The organism is Citrobacter sp. Cpo065 (genome assembly GCF_030332805.1).
In the GTDB taxonomy this organism is placed as follows: domain Bacteria; phylum Pseudomonadota; class Gammaproteobacteria; order Enterobacterales; family Enterobacteriaceae; genus Citrobacter; species Citrobacter portucalensis.
Genome location: NZ_JAOWHC010000034.1, coordinates 461,575 through 486,961 on the forward strand (window position 1 = coordinate 461,575; position 25,387 = coordinate 486,961).

A 25,387-nucleotide genomic window follows, 5' to 3' on the forward strand; every position below is an offset into this window, starting at 1 on the left:
AAAGGATAGCAAAACAGTTTCATTTTGGATGTACTAAAAATGGTAAGCACCGCACAATTTTATCTCTGCGCTCAGCACAAAAAATGCTGAACGCAGAAAGAGTTAACCCAAACGGGAGGTTCAGGAAGTTTTGCGTGCCAGCATGGTGGCAAAGCGCAGTTTAATTCGATTACCGTTTTCATCTGTACGATGAAGTTCACCTACGTCTTCGTTATATTTCAGCAGATCCCACCCACTGTAATAGTTACGTAATTCTCCGGTTTTAAACGCGAACGGAAAACCAACTGTGCACGGAAAATCATCAGTATCCATCGCCGCGACGATTAAGTTGTATCCACCCGGTTTAGTACAACGTTGCATATTCTCAATAAGGCCAGGGATTGTTTTGGCTTCAAGGAACATCAACACAACGGTAGATAGAATAAAATCGTATTCCCCCTCAAAACGTAACGCATTAAGGTCAGCGACCTTCGCGTTCAGGTTGGTCAGCCCCTCAGCCGCTTTGATGCGCTCAAGGTTAGCGATGCTCATGGGGTTTTTATCCCATGCAGTAACGTCATAGCCGTTTGCCGCCAGGTACAGGCTGTTTCGGCCGTTACCGCAGCCCAGATCTAACGTTTTACCTGGTGCAACCACTTTTGCCGCTTCAACGACATCGGAATGCGTACGGGTTAAATCATATTTTTCAGTAAAGTAGTTTTCGTCGCAAAGGGTCATTATTTATCCTCAGATTTCAGTAATGCAGCACGCTCCGTGCGGATGAGCAGTTTCCCCTGCATCAGCAATGCAAACGTACGTATCAGTAATAATGCAATGATAAAATTGGTAAAAATAAACAGTGGGATAGACAGAGTATGAAAAAATCCTGATTCACTGCCGTGCCCAAGATGCAATCCCGTTGTCGCCAACGCAGACACGCCAAACGAGAAGCTCCAGAATGACGCATTAAATGGCTGTGACAAATACCACGGCATAAGGCGTAGCATGAACAGAAGTTGCAGCAAACCATAGCCGAACAACATTTTGGCTAACGTATCCCCCTCGCCACCGTTGACGCTAAGCCAGGCGCTACAGGCGACCAGCGCGGGTGCCAACTGAATACCAAGTGAAGTCCGTAAAACCGTCGGCAGCTCGCCGCAGCTTCGTAAACGTTGCAGAATCACTGGCTCCAGGCTGAGCCATGAAAATACCCCGGCGCCCAAAAACACCAATCCGGCATCGTTGAACCCAAGTGCACCACAGGCCATGGCACTGATAAAGTTATTGGCAACGGTTGGCAGATACAGACCCGGCGTGGTGGCCTCTTCCGGATGCTCCCCACGCCACAGCCCTGCCGTTTGCCAGGCTGCGTATGCCAGCTGTATGACCACGCCAATACTGAATAACCCAATCGCCAGCGGTCGATACCACGGAACAAATCCAATCGCGACCAGCATCGTGGTGGCCGGAAACAGACTGACAAAGCTACTCATCACCGGATGACGAATTTCCGCCAGTACGCTATGCGGAAAACGCAGTAAACGGCTCAGAAAGGCCAGCGTCAGCAATCCCCAGATGACCATTGCAAGGATGACTAAGCCATCACCAATCCAGTGGCTCACCGGCCACACCTGGCTGGCGTAACGCCACGCAAATCCCATCCCAATTGTACCCAGTACCATGCCAAAATAACCGGCCGGAAGATTGAGGACCCGTTCACTCTGTTTGTTCTTACTCATTTTGTTTATTTTTTAAAGTATATTTGAAATGCATTTTATGGAATATCTGCCGGTTTAGCCAGTACAGAAAACTTTGCTACGTTTAACTAAGGTGCGCAACATGGAAATGAGCTATGACCAAATACCGTCTAAGCGATGAATCTCGCTCCTTTAGTTACCAGGATAATGGCAATAAAAAAAGTGTATTACTACGCCAAATCATCGCACTCATTGATTTTAATGATGTTAGATCCGGTACGCTCGGTGGCTGGATTGATGATGAAAGCGTTCTGTCGCAAAGCGGTAATTGCTGGATATACGATGAGAATGCGCTCGCTTTTTCCGGCGCGACGATAACCGGAGACGCCCGTATTACACAGGCAAGCGTGGTTAGAGACGGTGCGCAGATTGGTGATGCCGTCTGGATTGACCGAGCAGAAATCAGCCATAACGCGCAAATACGTGACAACGTCACTATTCAGGATTCTGTTGTTCGCGGTGAGTGCCTCATCTGCGGTGATGCACGCATTGTGTGTGACTCTGAAATCATTGCAGCCAGGGGGTTAACCCGTGAAAGCGACCAGCTCCTGCAAATTTACGAGCGGGCGGCAGTCAGCAATTCACGCGTGGTGCATCAGGCGCAAATCTATGGCGATGCGATGATCAATTATGCCTTTATAGAACATCGGGCTGAAGTTTTTGATTTTGCACGGATAGAAGGCAACGAAGAGAATAATGTCTGGATCTGCGATTGCGCCAAAGTCTATGGGCATGCACGCGTCATCGCCGGAACGGATGAAGACGCCATTCCTACCCTGCGCTACAGCTCGCAGGTGGCGGGACACGCGGTGGTCGAAGGTAACTGCGTGCTGAAACACCACGTGCTGGTTGGGGGGCATGCGCAATTACGTGGCGGACCGCTCCAGCTTGACGGTCACATCCTGATTGAAGGCTATGCCTGTATTCTGGGTGAAGTGCTGATCGAGCATCATATTGAGATAACCGATCAGGCCCAAGTTGAAGCCTTTGATGGCGATGCAATCCATCTGCGCGGGCCAAAAGTGATCAACGGCGAACAACGTATCACGCGCACCCCTATCGCCGGTTTATTCTGAAGAGCCATCAATGATGCGGGCGTAGAGATTCACGTCATGGTAATCGTCATTAAGGAACTCCGCCTGTTGCATACATCCTTCCAGTCGGAAGCCATTGCGCAGCGCCACCTGGTTGCTCTCAACGTTATCTACACGACATTTAATCACGAAGCGGCGAATCTCCTGGCGCTGCGCATAATGATGAATCATTGCCTGTAGCGCCTGAGACAGAATGCCTTTGCCCTGGTGCTCTTCATCCAGCCAATAACCAATATAAGCGGCTTTGTTCAGCGGCTCTATCTGGTTAAACGAGATAACGCCAGCCACCTCCCCTTGTTCGAAAATAAGGAACATTTTGGCGTAGCCGCGCTGGTGCAACATCATATTCCCCTGCACGTTCTTACGCGTGTCGTCCTCAGATTCGACAAACTGCGGCCAGTTCAGTGACTGCTGGAGCCAGATTTTATTCTTGAGCACCAACTGATGCAGAGGGGTGACGTGTTGTTCTTCTACCGCCCGCAGTTCCAGCGCGTCACTAACGATAATTATTTCTGACATGTTTATCTCCTTTGCGATCGTAAACGGGGCATTTCTGACTGGCAGTAGCCGATATTACTCTGTTTAGCACCGAGGATGTCTTATTTTTATGCTGTAACAGCAATCACTTAGAAAGAATCTCTGGCGTGGAACCCGTTACTCTGGTGATCCGGGTATCCCCTCATGGATAGACCGTAATGATGACAATAACACTTTCATTCTATTGCTAAGGAGCAAGCATGGCAGCACCTTTGGGTCGTTTAGCACTTATTCCGCTTTTACTGATTACCGCCTGTCACCAACCTGTTTCCACCACGCAAGCGGGCCCCGTTCCCTTTGCCGTCAATAAGCAACAGGTCGTGGATAATACCACGCTGGAAATTTCCCGTAGCGCGCTGGAATATAACATTCATAAAGTTCAGCAACTGCTGGGAGATAAAACCCGGATGTGCGCCATTCTTAAAGGCGACGCGTATGGGCACGATCTCTCACTGGTAACACCGGTGATGATGCAAAACGGCGTGCAATGTATTGGCATCGCCAGCAACGAGGAGATTAGTACCGTTCGCCAGTCAGGCTATACATCGCAGCTCATGCGCGTGCGTAACGCGACGGAAAAAGAGATGCGCCAGGCGGCGGATTTCGATACCGAAGAGCTTATCGGTAATCTGGATATGGCTAAGCGTTTAAGTGCAATCGCTCAGGAGAAAGGTAAAACTATTCGTATCCATCTGGCGCTGAACTCTGGCGGTATGTCGCGTAACGGTCTGGAAGTCAGTACCGCTGCAGGTCTGGAAGAAGCACGCGCTATTTCCGCATTACCCGGCCTGAAAATTGTCGGCATCATGTCGCATTTCCCGGAAGAAGATGCGGCAGTGGTAAAACGCGATCTGGCCCGTTTCAATACGCAATCAGCCCAGGTACTGAAAATTACCGGTCTTAAGCGCGAAGATGTCACCCTGCATGTCGCGAATACGTTCGCTACCCTGACCGTTCCAGAATCCTGGCTCGACATGGTGCGTGTTGGCGGTATTTTCTATGGCGATACCATCGCCAGCACCGAATACAAACGCGTCATGACGTTTAAATCTGCCATCGCGTCGGTAAACCATTACCCCAAAGGAAACACCGTCGGGTATGACAGAACCTATACCCTTAAACGTGATTCCGTTCTGGCCAATATCCCGACAGGTTATGCCGATGGTTATCGCCGTGTGTTCAGTAATGCGGGGCACGTGCTGATCCGCGGCCAGCGGGTTCCGGTACTGGGTAAAACATCCATGAATACCGTGATCGTCGATGTAACCGATTTGCCGCAGGTTGCATCCGGTGATGAAGTGGTGCTGTTCGGTAAACAGGGAAATGCGCAGGTTAGTGCAGAAGAAGTCGAAGAAATTAGCGGCGCGTTGTTCACTGAAATGTCGATCCTCTGGGGGGCGACGAACAAACGCGTGATGGTCGATTAACACCTAAAACAGGAAGGGCTTCCGTTTCTCGCAGGAAGCCCTTTTACACAGCAAGCGCCGTTCTACTTAGCTCTCACTGACACTCTCTTTTTGCAATATTTTGAGCAGATCTTCCTTCAGGTGGAGTTTCTGTTTCTTAAGACGAACAATGTCCAAACTATACCCCCGACCATCCGAACCTTCCAGTCTGGAGATCTCATGATCAAGGCTGTTGTGTTTTTCGAATAAGGACAGAAAGCGAGGGTTCTCGGATTTCAGTCGGGAAATAAGGTCTCTGTATTCTGGAAACATACTTTCTCCCTGTTAGTGGACAAGAACGTGTATAAGAAATACACACCCACAGAGTACCCATTTGCCATACAGAAAAATGCGAACAGGATCGAGTAAATAGTGTACAGAGTCGTTATGAGGATGAATGCAGATACGGCTCCCCATCAGGAGAGCCGTAAAGGGCGTGATTAACGCATCTCGCGGTCGTCAACGTACTGACGTTTATCCGGCGCTGGCGGGAAGTACTGATACAGCCAGGTTTCGCTGATGGCGTCACCCTGACAACGCAGGAACATACGCATATCTACCGGATCGGTCGAGTCAGAGGTTGGATACCAGTCAAACTGAATGCGATAACCGTCGATAGGCTCCACGTAGAGGATCTCAATCTGTTTCGCTTCACCGCTGGAGAGCGTAATCACCGGTTCAATGCCTTTCGGCGCAGCCGCTTTTAGATCGCCACCAACGAAGTCAACGGCAAAACGACGCGCCCATTTTTCCGGGTAATGCTCGCCCGGTGCCCATCCTTCCGGGAAACCGCCCATGCCTGTCCGGGTCGCCATCACGCGAGCCAGCGGTGAACGCACCGGCGGCTGAGCGCTCCAGTACAGGCGATATTTGAATTCCAGCTCATCGCCGGCTTTGATCTTCTTGTCCGGCTGCCAGAAGCAGACAACGTTATCCAGCGTTTCGCCGGTCGTCGGGATCTCCATCAGACCGATGGTCCCCTTGCCCCACTGGTTGCGCGGTTCGACCCACAGGCTTGGGCGCTTGTTATACCAGCCCATGATGTCCTGATAATGGGAGAAGTCGCGATCGAGTTGCAGCAAGCCAAACCCTTTCGGGTTGTTATCGGTATAGGCGTTGAACTGCAGCTTTTGCGGGTTATTCAGCGGACGGCAGATCCACTCGCCATTGCCCCGCCACATCGCCAGACGATCGGAGTCATGGATTTGCGGGTGAATAGTGTCGCACATCCGACGCTCGTTGTTGCCGCAGCTGAACATGCTGGTCATCGGCGCAATGCCGAGCTGCTTGATGTCTTTGCGCGCATAGATGTGGTTTTGTACATCCATAATCACCTGCGTTTTCTCGCAGTGGATCACGAACTTGAATGCGCCGGTTACGCTTGGGCTGTCGAGAAGCGCATACACGGTAAAGGAGGTTGCGCCCGGTTTAACCGTTTCGAACCAGAAAGAGGTGAAATCAGGAAATTCTTCTTTACTGTCGGTGTAGGTATCTATCGCCAGACCACGGGCCGATAAACCGTACTGATAGGTGTCATCCACGGCGCGGAAATAGCTGGCGCCCAGGAAAGAAACGACATCGCGCCGGGCCAGTTCTGGCGCTTTAAACACGCGGAATCCAGCGAATCCGAGGTCAGTCTGCCCTTCCAATTGTTTGGTATCCACACCCGCGTCGTTGTATTTAAACAGTTCCGGACGGAAGTGAATTTCACGCGCCATATGCGTACTACCATCAACCGAGAACATGCGTACACGACGACGGAAGCCCATTCCCACGTGGAAGAACTGCGCATCAAGCTGACGATTTTCAACATTGTTCCACAGAGACTGCTCTGCATCATATTGAATGCTGTTGTAGGCCTGCGGCGTCAGTTTCGCCAGCGTGTCCGGTAACGCGCGTGGTGCACCGCCCCAGGGTTTCTGTGCTAAGTCATGGGCCATCGATTGCAGAACGGAAAAATCAAAACGTACGGTTTTTCCGTCTGCAATGTCAGACTCTGCCGCAAAGGCGGCGCGGGAAAAGAGTGATGCAATACCACTGGTTCCGCACACGGCGGCCATTGCCATTGAACCTTTAATAAATCGTCTGCGATTCATGCCTGAAAGTGAGTCCTTCTGGTCGTGTAAACGGTCCCGCGCCGGTCAAAATCAGCGGCAAGAGAGTGCACATTTCTGACCGCTCACTCTAGACAAAATTCATTAATAATCCAATTGTTGGTCGCCGATTATCTGTACAAAATCGAAAATATTTTATGTCGATGGGAACAGACCGAATCCCATGTAAATTCCGTTAAAGTAAACCACACCGACGTTTACTTCGTTCTTGAGCCTCCTGATACAGCGCAAACTCATCATAAACCGCGCAACCCAGCGCCTGTTCAAACGCGTCGCGGCTGGAATTTCCGTGGCTGCGAGCCTGTGTTTCATTACCCAAATTGGACTGGAAAATTCCTGCGGCGCTCACCGGTAAAAAATCTTCGTAGGTGATGGGTTGCGCAACCAGCCAGCCCCGTTCAATAAGCGGCTGCGGATCGTCATCCGGGCGAATCGCCTGCCGATGCGCTTCACCCGATGGCGTCAGACGATAGCGGAACCAGGCTAGCCCCTGCTGGCGCAGCAGGAATTCGCTGTCCGGGAAGGCTTTAAACACCTCCTGAAGATGTAGCTGGTGCGTCAGATTGTCTTTCCCCGTTCCCGCTTTATTCAGCAATTCGTCGTACAACGCTCTGCCTTTCGGTGTCAGGGCCACGCCGCGCTGTTCGATTTCACCAAAACGCGCCGTGTGAGTGCCACGCATTTCACCGGCAAACAACACCGGCTCTTCCAGCGCTTTGAAACTGGTCTGACGTAATAAAATCGGCACCTCGCGGCGCGGCGGCCCTTCAATCAGTATTTTGGGCTCAATGCCGCATTCCGGCATCATCGACTGCACCCGGTCAATATCCAGCGTTCGCGGTGTCAGATGGTTGATATGACAACCGGGGAAGCACACTACATCAGCAATCAGCCGGTGTTCGTTATGTAATGCGTGATAGGTCTCTTCATCGACCGTGGCGTGCTGATGCCAGCGGAATGTTTCCAGCGCTTCATGCACAAATTCTTGCGCCTGTTCAGATGTAAAACTGCCCTGCGCATCAAATTCATCCAGTAGTTCGTGGCAACGGCGAGTGAAAATATCGCGTTTCGCGAGGATCTCAGCGGCTTTTTGCCGCAGCGCGGCGTTTTCGATTAGTTCGAGCCGTAATAACGAGGTGAATACCCGAAACGGGTTGCGCGATAGCGAGGCATCGTCGATGGGACGAAAGGCTGTAGAATGTACGGGGACGCCCGCCTGGGAGAGATCGTAATAACTCACCGGATACATGCCCATAACGGCAAACATCCGGCGCAGCGTAGAAAGCTCCTGCGCGGTACCCACTCGAATGGCACCATGACGCTCAACGTTTAGCCGGGCCAGTTCATCCGCATTCGCCAGTTTTTCATGCAGCGTCGGATTATTTTCCAGTACCGCCAGATTCACATCAGCGACAAGTTCCAGCAACGTGCCGTACTGCGGGACTTCCTGCTGGTACATTGCTGACATTGCCTGCGAAAATTGTTCCCGAATCTCATCTGCCGTGATGGTGTTCGCCATAATGTCATGCCTCCAGTGAATATTACCTGGAGTGTAGAAAACGCCGCTGACTCCGGTGGGAAGAATTTACAAAGTGTGACCCCGCGTAAACTTCCCACCCATACAAAAGATGAACAGTACCTACTGGCGTGGTTTCAAATGACTTTCCAGCCAGGGCAGCATCTGTTTTTTACGGCTAAGCATGCCTTCGACCTTGCAAGGCTGCGGGATGTCTGAAAGTTCTGATCCAGCAAACCATAGGCTGGTGTCACCCAGATTGATGTCAGTGAGCATCAGCACGACTAACGCAGCGTTCTTTTCTTCTGCATAGCGCGCCATTTCCTGACGGAGATCGTCCAGCACCGCATCCACCTGTTGCAGCGCATAGAGTTCGAGCTGCGCTACACAGACTGAATGTCCATGGATGGTGAAGGTTTTAATGTCTTTCTGCAAAAGTTCCCGGGCGCTCATCCCTTCCACACTTGTTTTAGCTGACAGCAGGTCGCGACTGAAAGCGTCAAGATCCACTCCGGTTTTTTGAGCCAGCGCATCAACCGCCAGGCGATCGTCAGAGGTGGTCGTTGGTGAACGAAGCGTGACAGTGTCACTCAATACGGCGCCGAGCAGTAAAACAGCCTCAGCGGAAGATAACTGGTTGCGTTGATCCTCCGTCATCAGTTGCCACAGCAGGGTTGCGCTACTGCCGACGGGCTTCACCCACACTTCCGGTGGCAGACGGGTGACTAACCCACCAAGTCGGTGATGATCGATAATTCCCACCACGTTACTTTCTGTTAACGATTCCGGTCCCTGGGCCGGCTCGGTGAAATCGACCAGCCAGACATCACGATCGGTCAGTTCAAACGTCAACCGTTCAGGCATCATCAGCCCCGCATGCTCAAAGATAAACTGCGTTTCGCGGTTAGGCTCGCCCAAACGCCATGCCGTCGCCTGCTGGCCACGTAAACTAAGCCAACGCGCCGTCATTGCGGCGGTGCAGATGGCATCGCTATCGGGATTAAGGTGCCCTATTACATGTATCATTCATCAGTGCCTTGTGAAGAGAAATCGTTCAAAAGTAAACAATCACCAAAGTATAACGACTGGCCACACTCCCTTCCATGATCCCACCACCCAGCAATGCTGTACAAAACATAAGCAAAATAAATCAGTTGTAAGTAAAACATGATAAATGTTAATAATATTTTGCTATCAGGTTATCAAAAACAAACAACTTTACTTGTCACCGATACGGCTCTGTTTTTAACATCGCTTATGGAAAAAAATGTTCTGTTCAATCAGCGCATTCGCTTGCGCCACCTTCATACTTTTGTCGCCGTTGCACAGCAGGGAACGTTGGGGCGCGCGGCTGAGACCCTTAACCTGAGCCAACCGGCTCTCTCCAAAACGCTAAATGAACTGGAGCAACTGACCGGTACCCGTCTCTTTGAGCGTGGCCGCCTTGGCGCGCAGTTAACGCTGCCCGGAGAACAGTTTCTTACCCACGCGGTAAGAGTGCTGGATGCGCTCAACACCGCCGGACAAGCGTTAAATCAGCGCGAAGAGTCGCAGACTGACGTCGTACGGATCGGGGCCTTACCCACCGCGGCACTGGGCATTCTGCCTGCGGTAATTGGTCCTTTCCACAAGCAGCAAATGGAGACCACGCTACAGGTCGCCACCATGAGCAATCCGATGATTCTGGCAGGTTTAAAATCCGGGGAAATCGATCTTGGCATTGGTCGCATGGCCGATCCGGAATTAATGGTCGGTCTGAACTATGAATTGTTGTTTCTGGAATCACTTAAACTGGTCGTGCGCCCTAACCATCCGCTGTTGCAGGAAACCATCACGTTAAGTCGGGTAATGGAGTGGCCGGTGGTGGTTTCGCCAAAAGGAACCGCGCCTCGCCAGCACGCAGAAGCATTGTTGCAAAGTCAGGGTTGTAAAATGCCGCCAGGCTGCATTGAAACGCTGTCAGCATCGCTTTCCCGCCAGCTGACGGTTGATTACGACTATGTGTGGTTTGTCCCTTCAGGCGCGGTTAGAGAGGATTTACGCCAGGCGACGCTGGTGTCGTTGCCGATACCTACCCATGGTGCGGGTGAACCCATCGGTATTCTTACCCGTGTCGATGTGCAACTCTCTCAGGCCGCGCAGATCCTCATCGCCGCAATACGCAAAACCGTACCGTTTTGATACCAAAAATTAAGGGACCATCAGGTCCCTTAATTTATTGTTAAAACGTTTCCCAGTTATCGCCACTGGCCGTTGCCGTCTGCGGACGCGAATGGTCAGGCGTAGTGGTTACGGGAGGGCGTTTAATTGCACTCGTTCCCGTTAAGCGAAATGTACCTACGGCTTCCGTTAAGCGCGCCGCCTGCTCTTCGAGAGAGGCCGCCGCAGCCGATGCTTCTTCAACCAGCGAGGCATTTTGCTGCGTCACCTTATCCATTTCTGATATCGCCTGGCTCACCTGTACGATACCCCGGCTCTGCTCATCAGAGGCCGCCGCGATTTCCAGCATGATATCGGTGACGCGTTTTACCGCATCGACAATATCCGTCATCGTATTGCCCGCCGCGACGACTTCTCCGGAGCCCTGGTCAATCAGTCGGACCGATTCGCTGATCAATCCTTCAATCTCTTTTGCCGCCTGAGCGCTGCGGCTTGCCAACGTACGGACTTCACTGGCGACCACGGCAAATCCACGCCCCTGCTCTCCTGCCCGCGCCGCCTCAACCGCAGCGTTCAGTGCCAGGATATTGGTCTGGAAAGCAATGCTATTAATCACGGCTGTGATTTCGGAGATTTTCTTCGAACTCGTTGAGATATTACCCATGGTTTTCACCACGCCAGAAACCATCTGACCGCCCCGACTGGCCTTACCGGACGCATCTTCCGCCAGTTTGCTTGCGTGATGCGCATTGTCGGCGTTTTGCTTCACCGTGGCGGTCAGCTCTTCCATGCTGGCTGCCGTTTGTTCAATCGCTGCGGCCTGTTGTTCAGTACGTGAAGACAGATCGGTATTACCCGCCGAAATCTCGCTGGTACCGCGGTAGATTTCTTCCGCGCCCTGACGTACCGTGCCCACCGTTTTCCCCAACGATCGTTGCATTGTCTGTAGGTGACGGCTCAGACGGCCAATTTCGCTACGCCCGGTCGGTTCATCGTGCATCGTCAGATCGCCTGATGAAATTCGCTCAATACGCTGGGCCGCGCGTAGCAGAGGGTGAATGACGGTACGACGCAGAACAATGAACGTCATCACGGTTAGCACCAGCGCAAGAACGAATGCACCCAGCATAAAAGCCATGCCGAGTTGTGTACGCTGATGCGCCTGTTCGCTTAACTGGTTCGCCCTTGCGGTACGAATGTCGATCGCTTTTAACAATACCTTATTGTAAGCAGAGTCCAGCGGTCGGGCCTGTTCATTTTCATGGTTGATGATCGCTTCAAACATGCCGTTTTTAGCGTACTTCAGCATGGGCTGTAAACCGTCGGTATAGGCTTTGAAGCTGGCGCTCAGTTCAGCATCTAGCGCTTCATCAGCAGACGTTTTTACCGCACGCGACATATAAGCGTTAAAACCGTCCTGCGACTGCTTGATGCGTTTTTCTGCCTCGGCAATATTGGCCTTCATGTCATCCATTTCGGCAATACGGCTCGCCGCGCCGGCGTGGATCATATTGATACGCGCGGTGCGTAAGTGGTTAGAGCTGTTAGATAACCCCATCCTGACCTGAATCTCATCGGTCACGTCGCGCTGATCGCGATCGGCCTGCATAAGAAAATAGCTTGCCAGTCCGGAACTTAAGGCGAACAGCAGAAGGATGCCACCGAGAATGGAGGAAAACAGCGGAACCAGCCGGATTTGATGCAGAAAGCCCAGTTTATGCTGGGCTTGCATCGATGTAGTGTTGTCCATGACCGTCGACTCTCTTGTAGGGTTTATGCGTGAAAACACGCCCGTTAGATAGTCATCGGCAATCCGGGAAGTTTACTTACCGTGAAAAGCGCCGGATTCGTCACACTTTCACAACATAATTCTAAAAAATTCAGGAAAGTGCCAGCGGTTAAATCCGCTGGCCAATGAATCAGTTATCGCCAAAGTGGATAACGGTACGGATGGACTTACCCTGATGCATTAAATCGAACGCTTCGTTAATCTGCCCCAGCGGTAAACGGTGGGTAATAAAGGGATCCAACTGAATTTTCCCACTCATTGCTTCTTCAACCATGCCAGGAAGTTGAGTACGCCCTTTCACGCCGCCAAACGCGGAACCGCGCCAGACGCGCCCGGTAACCAGCTGGAACGGACGCGTTTTGATCTCTTGCCCTGCTCCTGCCACGCCAATGATGATGCTTTCGCCCCATCCTTTATGGCAACATTCCAGTGCCGCGCGCATCACGTTAACGTTGCCGATACATTCAAAGCTAAAATCCACGCCGCCGTCGGTCAGTTCAACGATCACATCCTGAATCGGTTTGTCGTAATCCTTCGGGTTGATGAAATCAGTCGCGCCCATTTCACCTGCCAGCTTAAATTTTTCCGGATTGGTATCAACGGCCAGAATACGCCCGGCTTTCGCCTGCACCGCGCCCTGAATTACCGCCAGACCAATACCGCCCAGACCAAATACGGCGACGGTGTCGCCTTCTTTCACTTTTGCGGTGTTATGGACTGCTCCGATACCGGTGGTCACGCCACAACCCAGCAGACACACTTTGTCCAGCGGGGCCTGCGGGTTAACCTTCGCCAGAGAGATCTCCGCGCAAACGGTGTATTCGCTGAAGGTGCTGGTGCCCATATAGTGATAAATCGGCTCACCGTTATACGAGAAGCGCGTTGTGCCATCCGGCATCAAACCTTTGCCCTGGGTCGCACGTACGGCCTGGCACAGGTTGGTTTTACCCGATTTACAGAACTTACACTCGCCGCACTCTGCGGTGTACAGCGGGATCACATGGTCACCCGGTTTCAGACTAGTGACGCCTTCGCCGATTTCAACCACAATGCCGCCACCTTCGTGCCCAAGTACCGCCGGGAATACGCCTTCCGGATCGTCGCCAGAGAGCGTAAAGGCGTCGGTGTGGCACACGCCGGTATGGGTAATTTTAACCAGCACTTCACCTTTCTTTGGCGGTGCGACGTCGATTTCGACAATTTTTAACGGTTGGCCGGGGCCGAATGCAACTGCTGCACGTGATTTCATTTGTCTCTTCCCATTATTGCGAGGTGATGATGTTATTTTAGATAAGCACGCAGAAGATGGCCGATTTCAGCCATGCGCACGGCACGCTGGTCTGGCGTAGTTTCCCCACTGACCAGCTCGTCTTTCAGATGGATCTCAACCATTTCGCCCATCAGGCCATTGGATGCGCCGCGCACAGCGGCAATTTGCTGCAGGATTGCCAGACACGGTTCGCCAGATTCCAGTGCACGCTCAAGCGCATCAACTTGACCGCGAATACGGCGTACACGGGTGAGAATGCGTTTCTTGTCTTCAGGTGAATGCGGCATACGCTCTCCAGATACTATAGGGGGGTATACTATCAGATTTGTTATTTGGCTGTAAAATATATGATTTATTTAATATCAGTAGCTTAGGTTAAGCTGTTATCGGATATATGCGGACACCCGTTTACTATCGCCTGCGCAGGCAAACGGAACCCCGGTTTATATCCACAGCGCTATGTGGGTATGAATGACTGTCGCCATTTCCCGCTGGCGGCGGTCAACCACCTTCTAATAGTCACTACGCTGCGATGGAGCTGGGTGCTGATTACTGGCAATAAAAAACCGCCCAAGGCCGGCTGATTTTGATGTGTAACGGTTTAGCTAATTGGTTGATGATTAGTGTCTAATATCATTTCCCAAATATTGAAATTCTCTTCAGTACATCTGCCATAAGGTAAAGCTGTCGCCCTGGCTGTACGAAATTACCAATACGATACTCAATCTGTTCACCACCCGATTAGACACAAAAATTTCTTTCATCCGAAGGTTGTGCTGCGCCCCTTTTATTTCACGCTCGCTAATTTAACGACGGACCTTCGTTAACCACTTCGACTCCGCCCCCCCCCCTTTTTTCATTACCTAAATATATAATCCCATGTTTTATGACTTAATTAACTTCATATTTATTCTTGATGATGATTAACATCACTTAATGATAATTTACAAAAACAATTAAATTTAAAGCGTAATGTTTTATTGTGTTTTTTTATTAATACAAGGAAACGTTATGAGCTGGAATAAAGATGCTGCCGTTAATTACGCACGAAATCGCGCAGGAAGTGCCAGTCAACATAGATGCGCTCATTTTGTTTCTAATGCCGTACGCGCTGGCGGCGCTAGACTCATTAATACAAACTATGCATAAGATATGGCGTTTAACCTACGTGCAGCAGGCTTTCGAGCTGTGTATGGCGCCCCAATGAAAGGCGATGTTGCTGTAATACAACCGATCGCTGGCCATCCGGCGGGACATGCTTGCATTTACGGCGGTGATGGCACCTGGTATTCAGATTATAAACAAAACAGCATGTGCCCTGGCAATAATTGGGCATCTGCGGCACCGTCTTATCAATTATTCAGGCACAATTGATATGAAATTATTAATATTTACCAGCCTACTAATCTGCACTTCCGCGTTCGCGACTGTTTCCCCTACTGGCCCAGAGGCAGCAGCATTGAAATTTAATCACTGGTATATTGCACAATTGTTAAAAGAGAAAAACCCTTTAACGGATTACGCTGGACTTAAACCTTACGTCACTACCAGCACGATTGCCGCATTGAAAAAATCTAATGCGGCCGACCCCAATACCGAAGACGTACCGGACTCTGATATGTTTATCAAAGCCCAAGATTATAGTGAAGACTGGCGGCAGATCAAGATTGTGTCGTCAGATTATGATCCCGTGTGTATGCAAGTTTATGTGTCGTTTGGAACGAATAAAGCACATACCGTTATCGACTGTATGGTGCAGGAAGGCGGGGCCTGGAAAGTTCAATCTGTAGCCAGACAGGATATCTTGCCGAACATCAGTCTAAAGTAATCTATGTAAAGCCCGTTAATTCGTACGGGCTTCATTCCCCTTAATTATTTTTTCGTTGCGCTATAAGCTTGCGCAAATCGATACCAAACCGTTTTTTAATACCCCGAAGATAACTTCCTTCAACCCCTTATAACCGAGCATACCCAACACAAACACGATCTCATTGTGTGTAAATGTGACCTCGCCAACTTGCGGGATAGTGAACGTTACGTTTGGGAGGTGAGCTGCTGCAAACATCATGATCACTGCCCCGATCAGGACGTCACCGCAACATTCACGGAACTTTCCACCCCAATGAAAAAACCGAACGATAACGCCCAGGGCAACCAGGATTACTAATTTATGGTTCACCGCAGCAGATTTATCAATACCTCATCACAGGCCATCGCGAGGGAACGGATATTATTCAGCATTTCAAGGAGTACGGCAGTAGCGAAACGCAACATCTCTAGTTTGTATTCCTGCCAGGACTAAAACAAAACTGTGTTTTATCATATTAATTTGAACAACACCCTGATTGGCTTTAACTGTGTCAGATGCACCCAAAGATTATGTAGATTAATAAGACCTGCCTGAGCCAGTATTGCCAGGGTGATCATCAATGTGGACGCGGTAATCACAAGCATCAAACGACTAATATTTTTCTGGATCCTGATCTGCTGCTTTTCCCGTTTATCTTCAGATTCCCATGAAACAATTGTTGAAATAGCCTTGCCTTGTATATAATATTTTTTATCACTAAATCTGACATCTTCTGTAATTACAAGTGACTGGAGCAGCAGAAAGACCTTCCTCCTGAAATCTTCATTCTTGATATGTTTATACCAAAGCGTCCCGTACAATAGATCAATAACCTCATCACATGTCGCTCCAGTGTGAGTTTTCTCTGGCGATTGATGTACATATTCGTTCACCAGCATCTGTAGCAACATTATACGATCAAGTCCATTCAACGCCTTGTTACTGGCGAATGAAGAAAAGAGATTGCTTTTTGCTCTCGTCAGAGCATTTTTTGCATAAGCAATACGCGTAAAATAATTTATTGCAAAAAGAAAAATCGAATCAAACCTTAACGGACCTTGCTTTCTCCAATGAATAATCTCAACATTCATTTTTTCAATATCATTGAGTGGAAGGTTTATTTTCTCCATATAGGCGTGCTGCTCAGCATGCCATTTTTCAAGCACAACATTTTTGCCTCTTAGGCTCACAAGCTGATATTTTTCTTGTTTTACATCCGAAAAATAAACACCATAGTAATTATATACTTGATCATCCACATGATTTTTCAGAGTAAACCGTGGCAGAAAATAACGCCATAATCTACCTTTAGCTCTCGAAACTAAGGATTCTATGAACATAATTACGCTCTAACATCTTTAATTTGTCACAGTTAATGATAGTCCACTGTGCGAATAAAAAAGCCCTCCCCATTCGATAATGTGGAGGGCTTTTGTACACCGATTTAGTACTTATCAGTGATCTCAACAACGACATGGCGATCTGGAGCAAGGCAATTAATCAGCTGCTGTCCGGTCTGCCCATCACAACTGGATCCCGTGACAGAATCACTCGAACCATGTCCTTGTGCAGTAATATTTGCAGCTGGCATGCCTAACGCGACTAATTCATCGGCAACAGCCTGCGCGCGCTGGGCTGACAGTTGCTGGTTATAATCTGCGGCTCCGGTGCGATCGCTATAGCCAATAACAACGGTCGCTTTGTCTTTGGCCGGTTGCAGACCGGGATTTCGGTATAACTGCGCAATCGCCGCTTTCCCTTCTGGGGTTAATGCTGCTGAATCATAACCAAACATCACATCAGATTTTAAGTTAAAACGCTGAGGTTCAGGCGCAGGAGTTGCGGCAACTGCCGGTGCAGGCGTAACCTCCGCGTCATCATGCTGGCCAAAACGATATGACAACCCAGCGGTAACGGAACTAACATCACTTGATACGCCAATCTGGTTTTCATTACCCACATTGCTCACCCATTGATATTCCACGCGACCAGCCCAGTTCTTGTTAAAGGCATATTCCGTACCAACAGCCACAACCGGACGCACACCAGTATCAAAGCGGTTATTGCCTTTAATATCTGACTCCGCGCGATATCCCATTGCCCCTGCACGACCGTAGAGATCCCAATCATCAGTCAAACCATAACTTGCTTTCAGCGATAATTGCAGACCCTGGCTTTTCATTTGAGAACCAGAAGAACCATTTTTACCGTTGAATTGCATATTACCTAAATAATCATAGCCGCCTTCAACTGCCAGCCATGGAGTAATCTGGTAGCCTGTAAATACCCCGCCACCGACGTTATCGCTATCAAAACCAACATCACCATATTTATTACCATTAGCCCCCGTTTGCTGGCTTGCGCTGGTATCAAAGTAATGCGACCAACCAAATTTCCCACCAGCATACCAGGTTCCCGCATCCGCTGCGGCAAATGCCGTAGTCGCGGTCAGTGCATTTGCAATAATGAGTGTAATAAGCGTCTTTTTCATAAATTTCCTATTATAGACTTGCCGTTTGTCAGTTAGTTATCTGTTAGTCGGCGCTACAATAAGATTTTTAATGAAGGCTGATAATCGTTTTTTTATTTATTTCTGGACAGTTTTAGAATCGCTCTTAAGACTTATTTACGATAACCACCCTACCCAACCCGCAGTAAATCACTGTATCTCGTTGTATAACGCGGTGAGAGCATATCTCGCTTCATCGCCCACGGTTGTTGTATACCTTGTCCGGCAAAATAGAGCGTTCCTTTACCTTTTTCAGCATTGAGCGTATCCAGAACGGCCATCAGCTTATCGCTGTTATGCCGTGGGGCGTTGTCATCAAACAGATTCAACTGCGCAACGCCAGAACTAAAAAAATCGCCCAGCATGACCCCTGCTTTTTGATAACGCAGCCCCTCCCGCCATATTGCGTCCAGGCTACGTGTGGCCGCCCTTATAATTTCCCGACTATCCTGGGTTGGTGTCAGCAGTTTTATCGATGCGCTGTTACCGTAATACGGTTCATTCAGGGAAAATGGGCTGGTTTTGATAAACGTAGAGATAAACCGGCAGAACTGGTGCTCTCTGCGTAATTTTTCCGCAGCACGTGCAGCATAGGTACAAATAGCCTCTCTCATCGCATTGTAATCCGTGAGTTTTTCACCAAACGATCTTGAACAAATGATCTCCTGCTTAACTGGCGCAAACTCTTCCAACGCCAGGCACGGTTCACCGCGCAATTCCCGCACAGTGCGCTCAAGCACAACGTTGAAATGTTTGCGGATAAAGCGAATATCGGTATCCGCTAGATCGCAGACCGTTTTAATGCCCATAGCGTCCAGTTTTTTACTGATACGGCGTCCGACACCCCAGACTTCATCAACCGGGAGCGCAGCCATCAGCTTACGCTGACGCTCAATATTCGAGAGATCCACCACCCCGTCAGTCTGTTCCTGCCACTTTTTGGCAGCATGGTTCGCCAGCTTGGCCAGGGTTTTGGTCTGGGCGATACCGACCCCAACCGTGAGGCGCGTTTTCTGTAAAATGGTTTCTCTGATTTCACGACCAAAATCTGTAAGATCCCTGCAGTTTCGCACGCCAGTTAAATCACAAAAGGCTTCATCGATACTGTACATTTCCACGCGCGGAGACAGCTCCTCCAGAATCGACATTACCCTGCTGCTCATATCCGCATACAGCTCGTAGTTCGAACTAAAGCAGAACACGCCGCAGCGCCTGAACAGATCTTTCTGTTTGAAGTATGGTGCTCCCATATTGACGCCAAGCGCCTTCGCTTCCGCGCTGCTGGCAATGACGCAGCCATCATTATTTGAAAGAACAACAACGGGTTTACCTTTCAGGTCCGGTCGGAATGCCGATTCACAACTGGCATAAAACGAATTAACATCCACCAGCGCAAACATAATCAGCCCGCGGATTTAATGATAAATGTCACCACGCCAAATATATCCAGCGTGTCCTCGCTGCCGATCATGATCGGCGCGTAGGCGCTGTTCTCTGGCTTCAGCATCACCACCGGATGCAATTGCAGGCGCTTAACGGTGAATTCGCCTTCAATAGCAGCAATCACAATGTCTCCGTGGGCCGCTTTTCTGGCACTGTCGACTACCAGCAAGTCACCAGCACCGATCCCTGCCCCCATCATGGAGTCGCCAGACGATTTAACAAAATAGGTTGCGCTGGGATGCTGCACCAACAGGTCGTTAAGATCGATACGTTTCTCAACGTAATCCTGCGCAGGAGAAGGAAAACCGCAGGGCACGAGATCGCTAAATAGCGGGAAGTGTTTGATTTCGGGGTGTTCTACTGGCTGGAAAAACAACATAATAATCTGCCTCTCATATGACTGTATTTATATACAGTAGTTTTAATGAGGACAGTGATCAAGTGACAGACGTGGCGAACTGAGCGTTGTTTAACCATCTTGCCGGTAAGCGTTTATGCTATCTGGAAAAATAATTTTCGGTTTTATTCCACAGAGGAAAGTACAAATTTTCGCGACATGTACTCAGCCGGAATGATAACGACTACGGCGCCCTGAAAGCGCGTATAGTGGCGTACTAAAATCATTAAAACGGACACATTATGACCACCGCAGGGAAAAGCCATCCGCTGGCCATTGGCGGCCTCATCACCTTAACGCTCATCTGGAGCTACAGCTGGATCGCGATGAAACAGGTCACGCACTACATCGGCGCGTTCGACTTTACCGCACTACGCTGTTCTTTTGGCGCATTATTGTTATTCATCGTTCTGTTACTGCGTGGCCGAGGAATGCGCCCGACACCTTTCGGCTATACGTTAGCGATCGCCTTACTACAAACATGCGGCATGGTTGGATTATCACAATGGGCGCTAGTCAGCGGCGGCGCAGGTAAAGTAGCCATACTGAGTTATACCATGCCATTCTGGGTGGTGATTATGGCCGCCATTTTCCTCGGTGAACGCATGCGGCGTTTACAGTATTTCGCCATTGCCGTGGCAGCTGCGGGATTATTGCTGGTTTTACAGCCATGGCAACTGAACTTTGCCTCAATGCAGAGCGCGCTACTGGCGATCCTTTCTGGGATCAGTTGGGGGGCCAGCGCGATTGTCGCCAAGCGAATGTATACCCGCCATCCGAATATCGATCTGTTAGCGTTGACCGCATGGCAGATGCTGTATGCCGCGCTGGTGATGAGCCTGGTGGCCTGGCTGGTTCCACAGCGAGATCCAGACTGGCAACCTGTCGTTTTCTGGGCATTAGCTTATAGCGCCGTGCTGGCGACGGCGCTGGCATGGAGTTTATGGCTGTTTGTGTTGCGTAACTTACCAGCCAGTATTGCCAGCTTAAGTACGCTGGCGGTACCTGTCTGTGGCGTTCTGTTTTCCTGGTGGTTGCTGGGTGAAGAGCCTGGCGTTGTTGAAGGCTGCGGTATTATGCTGATTGTTGTTGCGCTGGCTATCGTCAGCCTGAAAAAACGCGTCTCCCAGGTTCAAAGCGTACGAAAAGCACCACCCTGCGAAAATTAATCGGCTAAAAAAATGCCCCGCATTTGCGGGGCATTACCTCAGGAGCGTTTACGCGGCATCATGCGCAACAGCGTATTATCCTTCCAGAAATAGTGATGCATCAGGGCGGCAACGGCATGCAGACCAATAACAAAATAACCCAGGTTTGCCAGCGTCACGTGCCAGGACTTCAGCATATCCACTAAATCAAAGTTAGCCTCTGCCGCATGCGGCATAACTATGCCGAATGCAATCCACGGATTACCCCGGTTGTACATCATCACCAGCCCAATAATAGGCAGCACAATAAACAACAGATAGATAACCAGATGCCCCAGATGCGCCATGCCGGTCATCATTGGCTTTGGTTTTGGCACAATCGGCGGTGCCGGATATTTCAGCCTGACCAGCAGACGCGCCACCATCAGCGTTAATATCGTGATACCACAGGATACGTGCACCATGTTGAATAAGGGACGATAGCTGCGCGGGAAAAATCCGCGAAACTCCATGGCGCTATAGGCCACAATAACTAACAAAAAGACCAGCCAGTGAATACCGATTTGCAGGCCAGAATACTTATTCCCCATAACACTTCCTGAATAAAAACAATAATGCGTCAACATAACGGGCTTTTGTTAAAAATTCATTAACTTTTGTTCACCCATTTTCAGTCGCTTACGCTTAACCGCAAGAACCGCTATTGCCGAGGATGCCTGTCTGGACTAAGCCTGGTAAGGAAAATATGTCGTACCGCCTCATCCTGACAGGAGAAAACCATGAGTAAAATTGGCATTAACGGTTTTGGTCGTATCGGCCGTCTGGTATTGCGTCGGCTACTGGAAGTCAAAAGCAACGTGGAGGTTGTGGCCATTAATGACCTCACCTCGCCCAAAATTCTCGCCTATCTGTTAAAGCACGATTCAAACTACGGCCCGTTTCCCTGGAGCATCGACTTTACCGAAGACGCGCTGATTGTCGACGGTAAAAAAATCGCGGTTTACGCAGAAAAAGAGGCCAAAAATATCCCGTGGAAAACCACTGGCGCTGAGATAATCATCGAATGCACCGGTTTTTATACCTCGACAGAAAAAGCCAACGCGCACCTGGATGCAGGTGCCAAAAAAGTGCTGATATCCGCCCCGGCTGGCGACATGAAGACCATTGTCTTTAACGTCAACGACGACACAATGGATGCGAACGATCGGATTATCTCGGTCGCATCGTGCACCACCAACTGCCTGGCACCGATGGCGAAAGCGCTGCACGATAGCTTCGGTATTCAGCTTGGCACTATGACCACCATCCACGCCTACACGGGAACGCAGTCGCTGGTTGATGGTCCACGCGGGAAAGATCTGCGCGCCTCGCGGGCAGCAGCAGAGAACATCATTCCCCATACCACTGGTGCCGCCAAGGCCATTGGTCTGGTTATTCCGGCGTTGAGCGGAAAATTAAAAGGCCATGCCCAGCGTGTTCCGGTGAAAACAGGATCTGTCACGGAACTGGTATCGATATTGGGGAAAAAAGTCACTGCTGAAGAGGTCAACAACGCGCTGAAAAAAGCCACGCAAAATAATGAGTCGTTTGGTTATACCGACGAGGAAATCGTCTCGTCAGATGTCATTGGCTCGCATTTCGGTTCGGTATTTGATGCAACACAAACCGAGATTACCGAAGTGGGCGATCTGCAACTGGTAAAAACCGTCGCCTGGTACGATAACGAATACGGTTTTGTCACCCAGCTTATTCGTACGCTGGATAAATTTATCAAGCTCTAATGTTCTGGCGGAGGCCAGCCTCCGCCCTCTTTCATTTCCCGCGAATTCAATACGTTGTGAGTCTCTCCCCGTTTTCAATTCACTGACTGTGCTATAGCTAACCTTTGCCACTGAGGGAGCATAGTAATGGAAGCACTGAGTCGTGAAACGTTAGAAAACATGATGGAGCAAGCCGTTGCCCACGCAACCACCGTCTCATTCTGGCCGCAGAGTGAAGCCCCCGGAGCAAAAAACAGCGATGCGGTCTTTACGCCAGAACCCCGACATACAGGAACATCTCAGTATGATCGTGCTGTCACCGGTATTCGCGCCCCGGAAATTACCGTTTATGCCCCCGAAAAACCTAACGGCGTAGGGATCCTTGTTACACCGGGAGGTTATTACCGTCGCGTGGTGATGGATAAAGAAGGCAGCGTACTGGCACCATTCTTTAACGCCCGCGGTTATACCCTGTTTGTGATGACCTACCGCATGCCAGGTGATGGCCATGAGGAAGGTGCAAACGCGCCGCTGGCCGATGCCCAGCGCGCCATGCGCTACATTCGCGCCAACGCCCATGAATGGAAAATTAACCCTGATCGTATCGGTGTGTTGGGCTTCTCTTCCGGTGGTCACGTAGCCGCCAGTCTGGGAACCCGGTTTGCCGAACCGGTTTATACACCGATTGATAGCATAGACGAGCAACCAACGCGTCCTGCGTTCATGGCGTTGGTCTACCCGGTGATTACTCTGCGCGAAGACATCGGTCACCCGGGCTCTCGTCTTGAGCTGGTTGGCGCTACGCCCGAAAAGGAAGATCTGCGCCACTATTCTCTGGAAGAGCGAGTGGATAACACGACACCGCCGACATTCCTGCTACACGCCATCGACGATCCGGCGGTGAAAGTAGAAAACAGCCTGGTTTTCTTTAATTCGCTACGTGGGCTGGGCGTTCCGGTCGAAATGCATCTGTTTGAACGCGGTAAGCACGGATTTGGTATTCGCGATGCGCAAGGGTTACCGCTGGCCATCTGGCCGGAAATGATGATGAACTGGATCGCCACCAAAGTGTGAGAATTGCGCCAGGTGGCGTACAGGCTCACCCGGCGAAAAACTTAAGACTGCAAATACACTACCTGTGTTTGCAGGTATTCATTCAGACCGTGTTTACCATCTGCCCCGCCAATCCCGGACTTGCGCCAGCCAGCGTGGAAGCCCTGCATCGCCTCGAAGTTTTCGCGATTAATATAGGTTTCGCCAAACTTCAGCCCCTTAATCGCCTTCATTGCCGTATTCAGATTCTGCGTATAGATCGATGAGGTCAGTCCGTAGTCGCTGTCATTGGCCATCGTCAGTGCCTGTTCCAGCGTATCAAATTCCACCACCGGCAGCACCGGACCAAACGTCTCCTCGTGCATAATCGCCATATCCTGGCGCACGTCTAACAGTAACGTCGGCGGATAGTAATAACCTTTACCAGCAACGGCTTTACCACCCAGCACCACACGGGCGCCTTCCTGCACCGCTCGCTCGACTTTTTGCTCTACACGCGCCAGCGCAGCGGCATTAATCAGCGGCCCCATCGCAATGTCATTGCGTTCGGCCGGATTGCCAAACTGCACGGCTTTCATCGCCTCACCCAGACGATTAACGAACTGGTCATAGATACCTTTCTGAACGTATACGCGCTCGGCACAGTTGCATACCTGTCCGGTATTGATCACCCGCGAGTCAACAATAGCCTTCACCGCCAGCTCAAGGTCAGCATCGTCCATCACAATAGCCGGGGCCTTGCCACCCAACTCCAGACAAACTTTGGTGATGTTTTTGGCCGCTGCGGCCATAATTTTCTCACCCGCACCGACGCTACCGGTCATGCTCACCATGGCGACCTTCGGGTTTCCGGCCAGCTCCTGCCCGGCCGTTTCACCGCGTCCCAGCACCAGGTTAAAGACTCCGCGCGGTAAACCAATGTCATCAACAATTTTGGCAAAGGCGATGGCGTTATTCGGTGTGAATTCACTCGGCTTAATGACGATGGTATTTCCCGTCAGCAAGGCGGGAGCCAGTTTGCGGGCAATCAGGAAAAACGGGAAGTTCCACGGCAGAATGCCCGTCGTCACGCCCAGTGCACGCTTAAACAGCAATATATTCTCACCTGGGCGATCGCTTTGCAGGATCTCGCCTTCATAGCGACGCGCCCACTCCGCCATGTAATCGATATAGTCAGCGGTAAACGCGACTTCAACGTCAGCCAGTTGTTGAATTTTTCCACCTTCCGCCACAATCAACGCGCTGATTTCATCGGCTCGCTGGCGGATACCTGTAGAAATTTTGCGTAACCAGTTTGCCCGTTCAATGGCAGGCAACGCTTCCCATTGCGGCTGAGCGCGATCCGCGGCATCGATCGCTTTACGCGCATCTTCGGCACGCCCATCGGGAATACGCGAGATAATCTCTTCCGTGGCCGGATTGACGACATCAATCCAGGCGTCATCGTGCCAGGTCACAAACTGCCCATCGATATACATAGGATGTTGTACGGGTACTGACATACGGCTCTCCTGTGATTGATTTGTTTTTAACAAGTAAAACTATTGTTAATTAATATCAATCATGC

At 50.3% G+C, this 25,387-nt stretch carries 23 protein-coding genes and 1 pseudogene; 8 read left to right on the plus strand and 16 right to left on the minus strand.

All coding sequences use genetic code 11. The features are described from left to right. Window positions 1–120 precede the first annotated feature (120 nt). Together tehB and tehA are read right to left on the minus strand one after the other, a co-directional pair. Complete coding sequence (tehB, locus tag OGY68_RS18320; protein ID WP_003833160.1) at window positions 121–717, minus strand: tellurite resistance methyltransferase TehB; 597 nt, start codon at window positions 715–717, stop codon at window positions 121–123. After that, window positions 717–1,718 carry a dicarboxylate transporter/tellurite-resistance protein TehA gene (tehA, locus tag OGY68_RS18325; RefSeq protein ID WP_008784854.1) on the minus strand — a complete coding sequence of 334 codons (1,002 nt, stop codon included), beginning with the start codon at window positions 1,716–1,718 and terminating at the stop codon, window positions 717–719. The genes tehB and tehA overlap by 1 nt, the downstream gene beginning before the upstream one ends. Window positions 1,719–1,831: 113 nt before the next feature. Here tehA and ydcK point away from each other — a divergent pair, with 113 nt between their 5' ends. Then, window positions 1,832–2,812 carry a YdcK family protein gene (gene ydcK / locus OGY68_RS18330; RefSeq protein WP_057068169.1) on the plus strand — a complete coding sequence of 327 codons (981 nt, stop codon included), beginning with the start codon at window positions 1,832–1,834 and terminating at the stop codon, window positions 2,810–2,812. Here ydcK and rimL read toward each other — a convergent pair. Beyond that, window positions 2,804–3,349 (minus strand): 50S ribosomal protein L7/L12-serine acetyltransferase, encoded by a 546-nt coding sequence (gene rimL, locus OGY68_RS18335; protein ID WP_008784856.1) that lies wholly within the window; start codon window positions 3,347–3,349, stop codon window positions 2,804–2,806. The two genes, ydcK and rimL, sit on opposite strands and share 9 nt — an antisense overlap. Window positions 3,350–3,567: 218 nt before the next feature. Between rimL and alr the strand changes: the two genes are divergently transcribed. Next, window positions 3,568–4,794: an alanine racemase gene (alr, locus tag OGY68_RS18340; protein WP_003833167.1), complete on the plus strand. Its 1,227-nt coding sequence runs from the start codon at window positions 3,568–3,570 to the stop codon at window positions 4,792–4,794. Between the two features lie 66 nt (window positions 4,795–4,860). Here alr and OGY68_RS18345 read toward each other — a convergent pair whose 3' ends face one another. The 4 genes from OGY68_RS18345 to OGY68_RS18360 all read right to left on the minus strand — a co-directional run bounded on the left by OGY68_RS18345 (window position 4,861) and on the right by OGY68_RS18360 (window position 9,468). Continuing rightward, a complete protein-coding gene (locus OGY68_RS18345; RefSeq protein WP_003833168.1) occupies window positions 4,861–5,085 on the minus strand; it encodes an HP1242/YdcH family protein in 225 nt (74 codons plus the stop codon). Window positions 5,086–5,252: 167 nt separating this feature from the next. Further along, window positions 5,253–6,908, minus strand: coding sequence for a glucan biosynthesis protein D (locus OGY68_RS18350; RefSeq protein ID WP_008784858.1), 1,656 nt, complete (start codon window positions 6,906–6,908; stop codon window positions 5,253–5,255). A gap of 193 nt (window positions 6,909–7,101) precedes the next feature. Beyond that, window positions 7,102–8,445, minus strand: a complete 1,344-nt coding sequence (gene hglS / locus OGY68_RS18355; RefSeq protein ID WP_003020282.1) for a 2-oxoadipate dioxygenase/decarboxylase HglS — start codon at window positions 8,443–8,445, stop codon at window positions 7,102–7,104. A gap of 120 nt (window positions 8,446–8,565) precedes the next feature. Next, window positions 8,566–9,468: a manganese-dependent inorganic pyrophosphatase gene (locus OGY68_RS18360; RefSeq protein ID WP_057068165.1), complete on the minus strand. Its 903-nt coding sequence runs from the start codon at window positions 9,466–9,468 to the stop codon at window positions 8,566–8,568. Window positions 9,469–9,699: 231 nt separating this feature from the next. Between OGY68_RS18360 and pcaQ the strand changes: the two genes are divergently transcribed. Further along, window positions 9,700–10,623 carry a pca operon transcription factor PcaQ gene (gene pcaQ / locus OGY68_RS18365; RefSeq protein WP_003020288.1) on the plus strand — a complete coding sequence of 308 codons (924 nt, stop codon included), beginning with the start codon at window positions 9,700–9,702 and terminating at the stop codon, window positions 10,621–10,623. A gap of 40 nt (window positions 10,624–10,663) precedes the next feature. Here pcaQ and OGY68_RS18370 read toward each other — a convergent pair whose 3' ends face one another. From OGY68_RS18370 to OGY68_RS18380, 3 genes are all read right to left on the minus strand, one after another. After that, on the minus strand, window positions 10,664–12,352 hold the full coding sequence (locus tag OGY68_RS18370) for a methyl-accepting chemotaxis protein (protein WP_020996385.1): 1,689 nt from the start codon (window positions 12,350–12,352) through the stop codon (window positions 10,664–10,666). Window positions 12,353–12,521: 169 nt separating this feature from the next. Continuing rightward, window positions 12,522–13,640 carry an S-(hydroxymethyl)glutathione dehydrogenase/class III alcohol dehydrogenase gene (locus OGY68_RS18375; protein WP_057068163.1) on the minus strand — a complete coding sequence of 373 codons (1,119 nt, stop codon included), beginning with the start codon at window positions 13,638–13,640 and terminating at the stop codon, window positions 12,522–12,524. A 32-nt stretch (window positions 13,641–13,672) separates the two neighbouring features. After that, entirely contained in the window at window positions 13,673–13,948 is a 276-nt protein-coding gene (locus tag OGY68_RS18380) for a metal/formaldehyde-sensitive transcriptional repressor (RefSeq protein WP_003833178.1), read from the minus strand. A 724-nt stretch (window positions 13,949–14,672) separates the two neighbouring features. On the opposite strand from OGY68_RS18380, the pseudogene OGY68_RS18385 reads away from it, so the two are divergent. Further along, window positions 14,673–15,035: pseudogene (locus tag OGY68_RS18385) on the plus strand (CHAP domain-containing protein). After that, window positions 14,917–15,489, plus strand: a complete 573-nt coding sequence (locus OGY68_RS18390) for a DUF3828 domain-containing protein (RefSeq protein ID WP_325757796.1) — start codon at window positions 14,917–14,919, stop codon at window positions 15,487–15,489. Before OGY68_RS18385 ends, OGY68_RS18390 begins: the two are co-directional and overlap by 119 nt. Window positions 15,490–15,980: 491 nt before the next feature. On the opposite strand, the gene OGY68_RS18395 is transcribed toward OGY68_RS18390, so the two are convergent. The 4 genes from OGY68_RS18395 to OGY68_RS18410 form a co-directional block, all read right to left on the minus strand. Then, window positions 15,981–16,769, minus strand: coding sequence for a hypothetical protein (locus tag OGY68_RS18395; protein WP_057068157.1), 789 nt, complete (start codon window positions 16,767–16,769; stop codon window positions 15,981–15,983). Between the two features lie 185 nt (window positions 16,770–16,954). Continuing rightward, on the minus strand, window positions 16,955–18,001 hold the full coding sequence (ompA, locus tag OGY68_RS18400) for a porin OmpA (RefSeq protein ID WP_032943541.1): 1,047 nt from the start codon (window positions 17,999–18,001) through the stop codon (window positions 16,955–16,957). Window positions 18,002–18,150: 149 nt separating this feature from the next. Continuing rightward, a complete protein-coding gene (locus tag OGY68_RS18405) occupies window positions 18,151–19,419 on the minus strand; it encodes a Y-family DNA polymerase (RefSeq protein ID WP_048214134.1) in 1,269 nt (422 codons plus the stop codon). A gap of 2 nt (window positions 19,420–19,421) precedes the next feature. Beyond that, complete coding sequence (locus OGY68_RS18410) at window positions 19,422–19,841, minus strand: translesion error-prone DNA polymerase V autoproteolytic subunit (RefSeq protein ID WP_003833182.1); 420 nt, start codon at window positions 19,839–19,841, stop codon at window positions 19,422–19,424. Window positions 19,842–20,101: 260 nt separating this feature from the next. On the opposite strand from OGY68_RS18410, the gene OGY68_RS18415 reads away from it, so the two are divergent. After that, entirely contained in the window at window positions 20,102–21,028 is a 927-nt protein-coding gene (locus OGY68_RS18415) for a DMT family transporter (protein WP_057068151.1), read from the plus strand. A gap of 38 nt (window positions 21,029–21,066) precedes the next feature. Here OGY68_RS18415 and cybB read toward each other — a convergent pair whose 3' ends face one another. Beyond that, a complete protein-coding gene (gene cybB / locus OGY68_RS18420) occupies window positions 21,067–21,597 on the minus strand; it encodes a cytochrome b561 (RefSeq protein ID WP_008784870.1) in 531 nt (176 codons plus the stop codon). 189 nt (window positions 21,598–21,786) lie between these two features. Here cybB and gap point away from each other — a divergent pair, with 189 nt between their 5' ends. Beyond that, complete coding sequence (gene gap, locus OGY68_RS18425; RefSeq protein ID WP_008784871.1) at window positions 21,787–22,788, plus strand: type I glyceraldehyde-3-phosphate dehydrogenase; 1,002 nt, start codon at window positions 21,787–21,789, stop codon at window positions 22,786–22,788. Between the two features lie 126 nt (window positions 22,789–22,914). Continuing rightward, the gene (locus OGY68_RS18430; RefSeq protein WP_057068149.1) at window positions 22,915–23,841 is read left to right on the plus strand and encodes an alpha/beta hydrolase; all 927 of its coding nucleotides are present in this window, start codon (window positions 22,915–22,917) and stop codon (window positions 23,839–23,841) included. A 41-nt stretch (window positions 23,842–23,882) separates the two neighbouring features. Here OGY68_RS18430 and aldA read toward each other — a convergent pair whose 3' ends face one another. After that, window positions 23,883–25,322: an aldehyde dehydrogenase gene (gene aldA, locus OGY68_RS18435; RefSeq protein ID WP_275382853.1), complete on the minus strand. Its 1,440-nt coding sequence runs from the start codon at window positions 25,320–25,322 to the stop codon at window positions 23,883–23,885. Window positions 25,323–25,387: the final 65 nt, after the last annotated feature.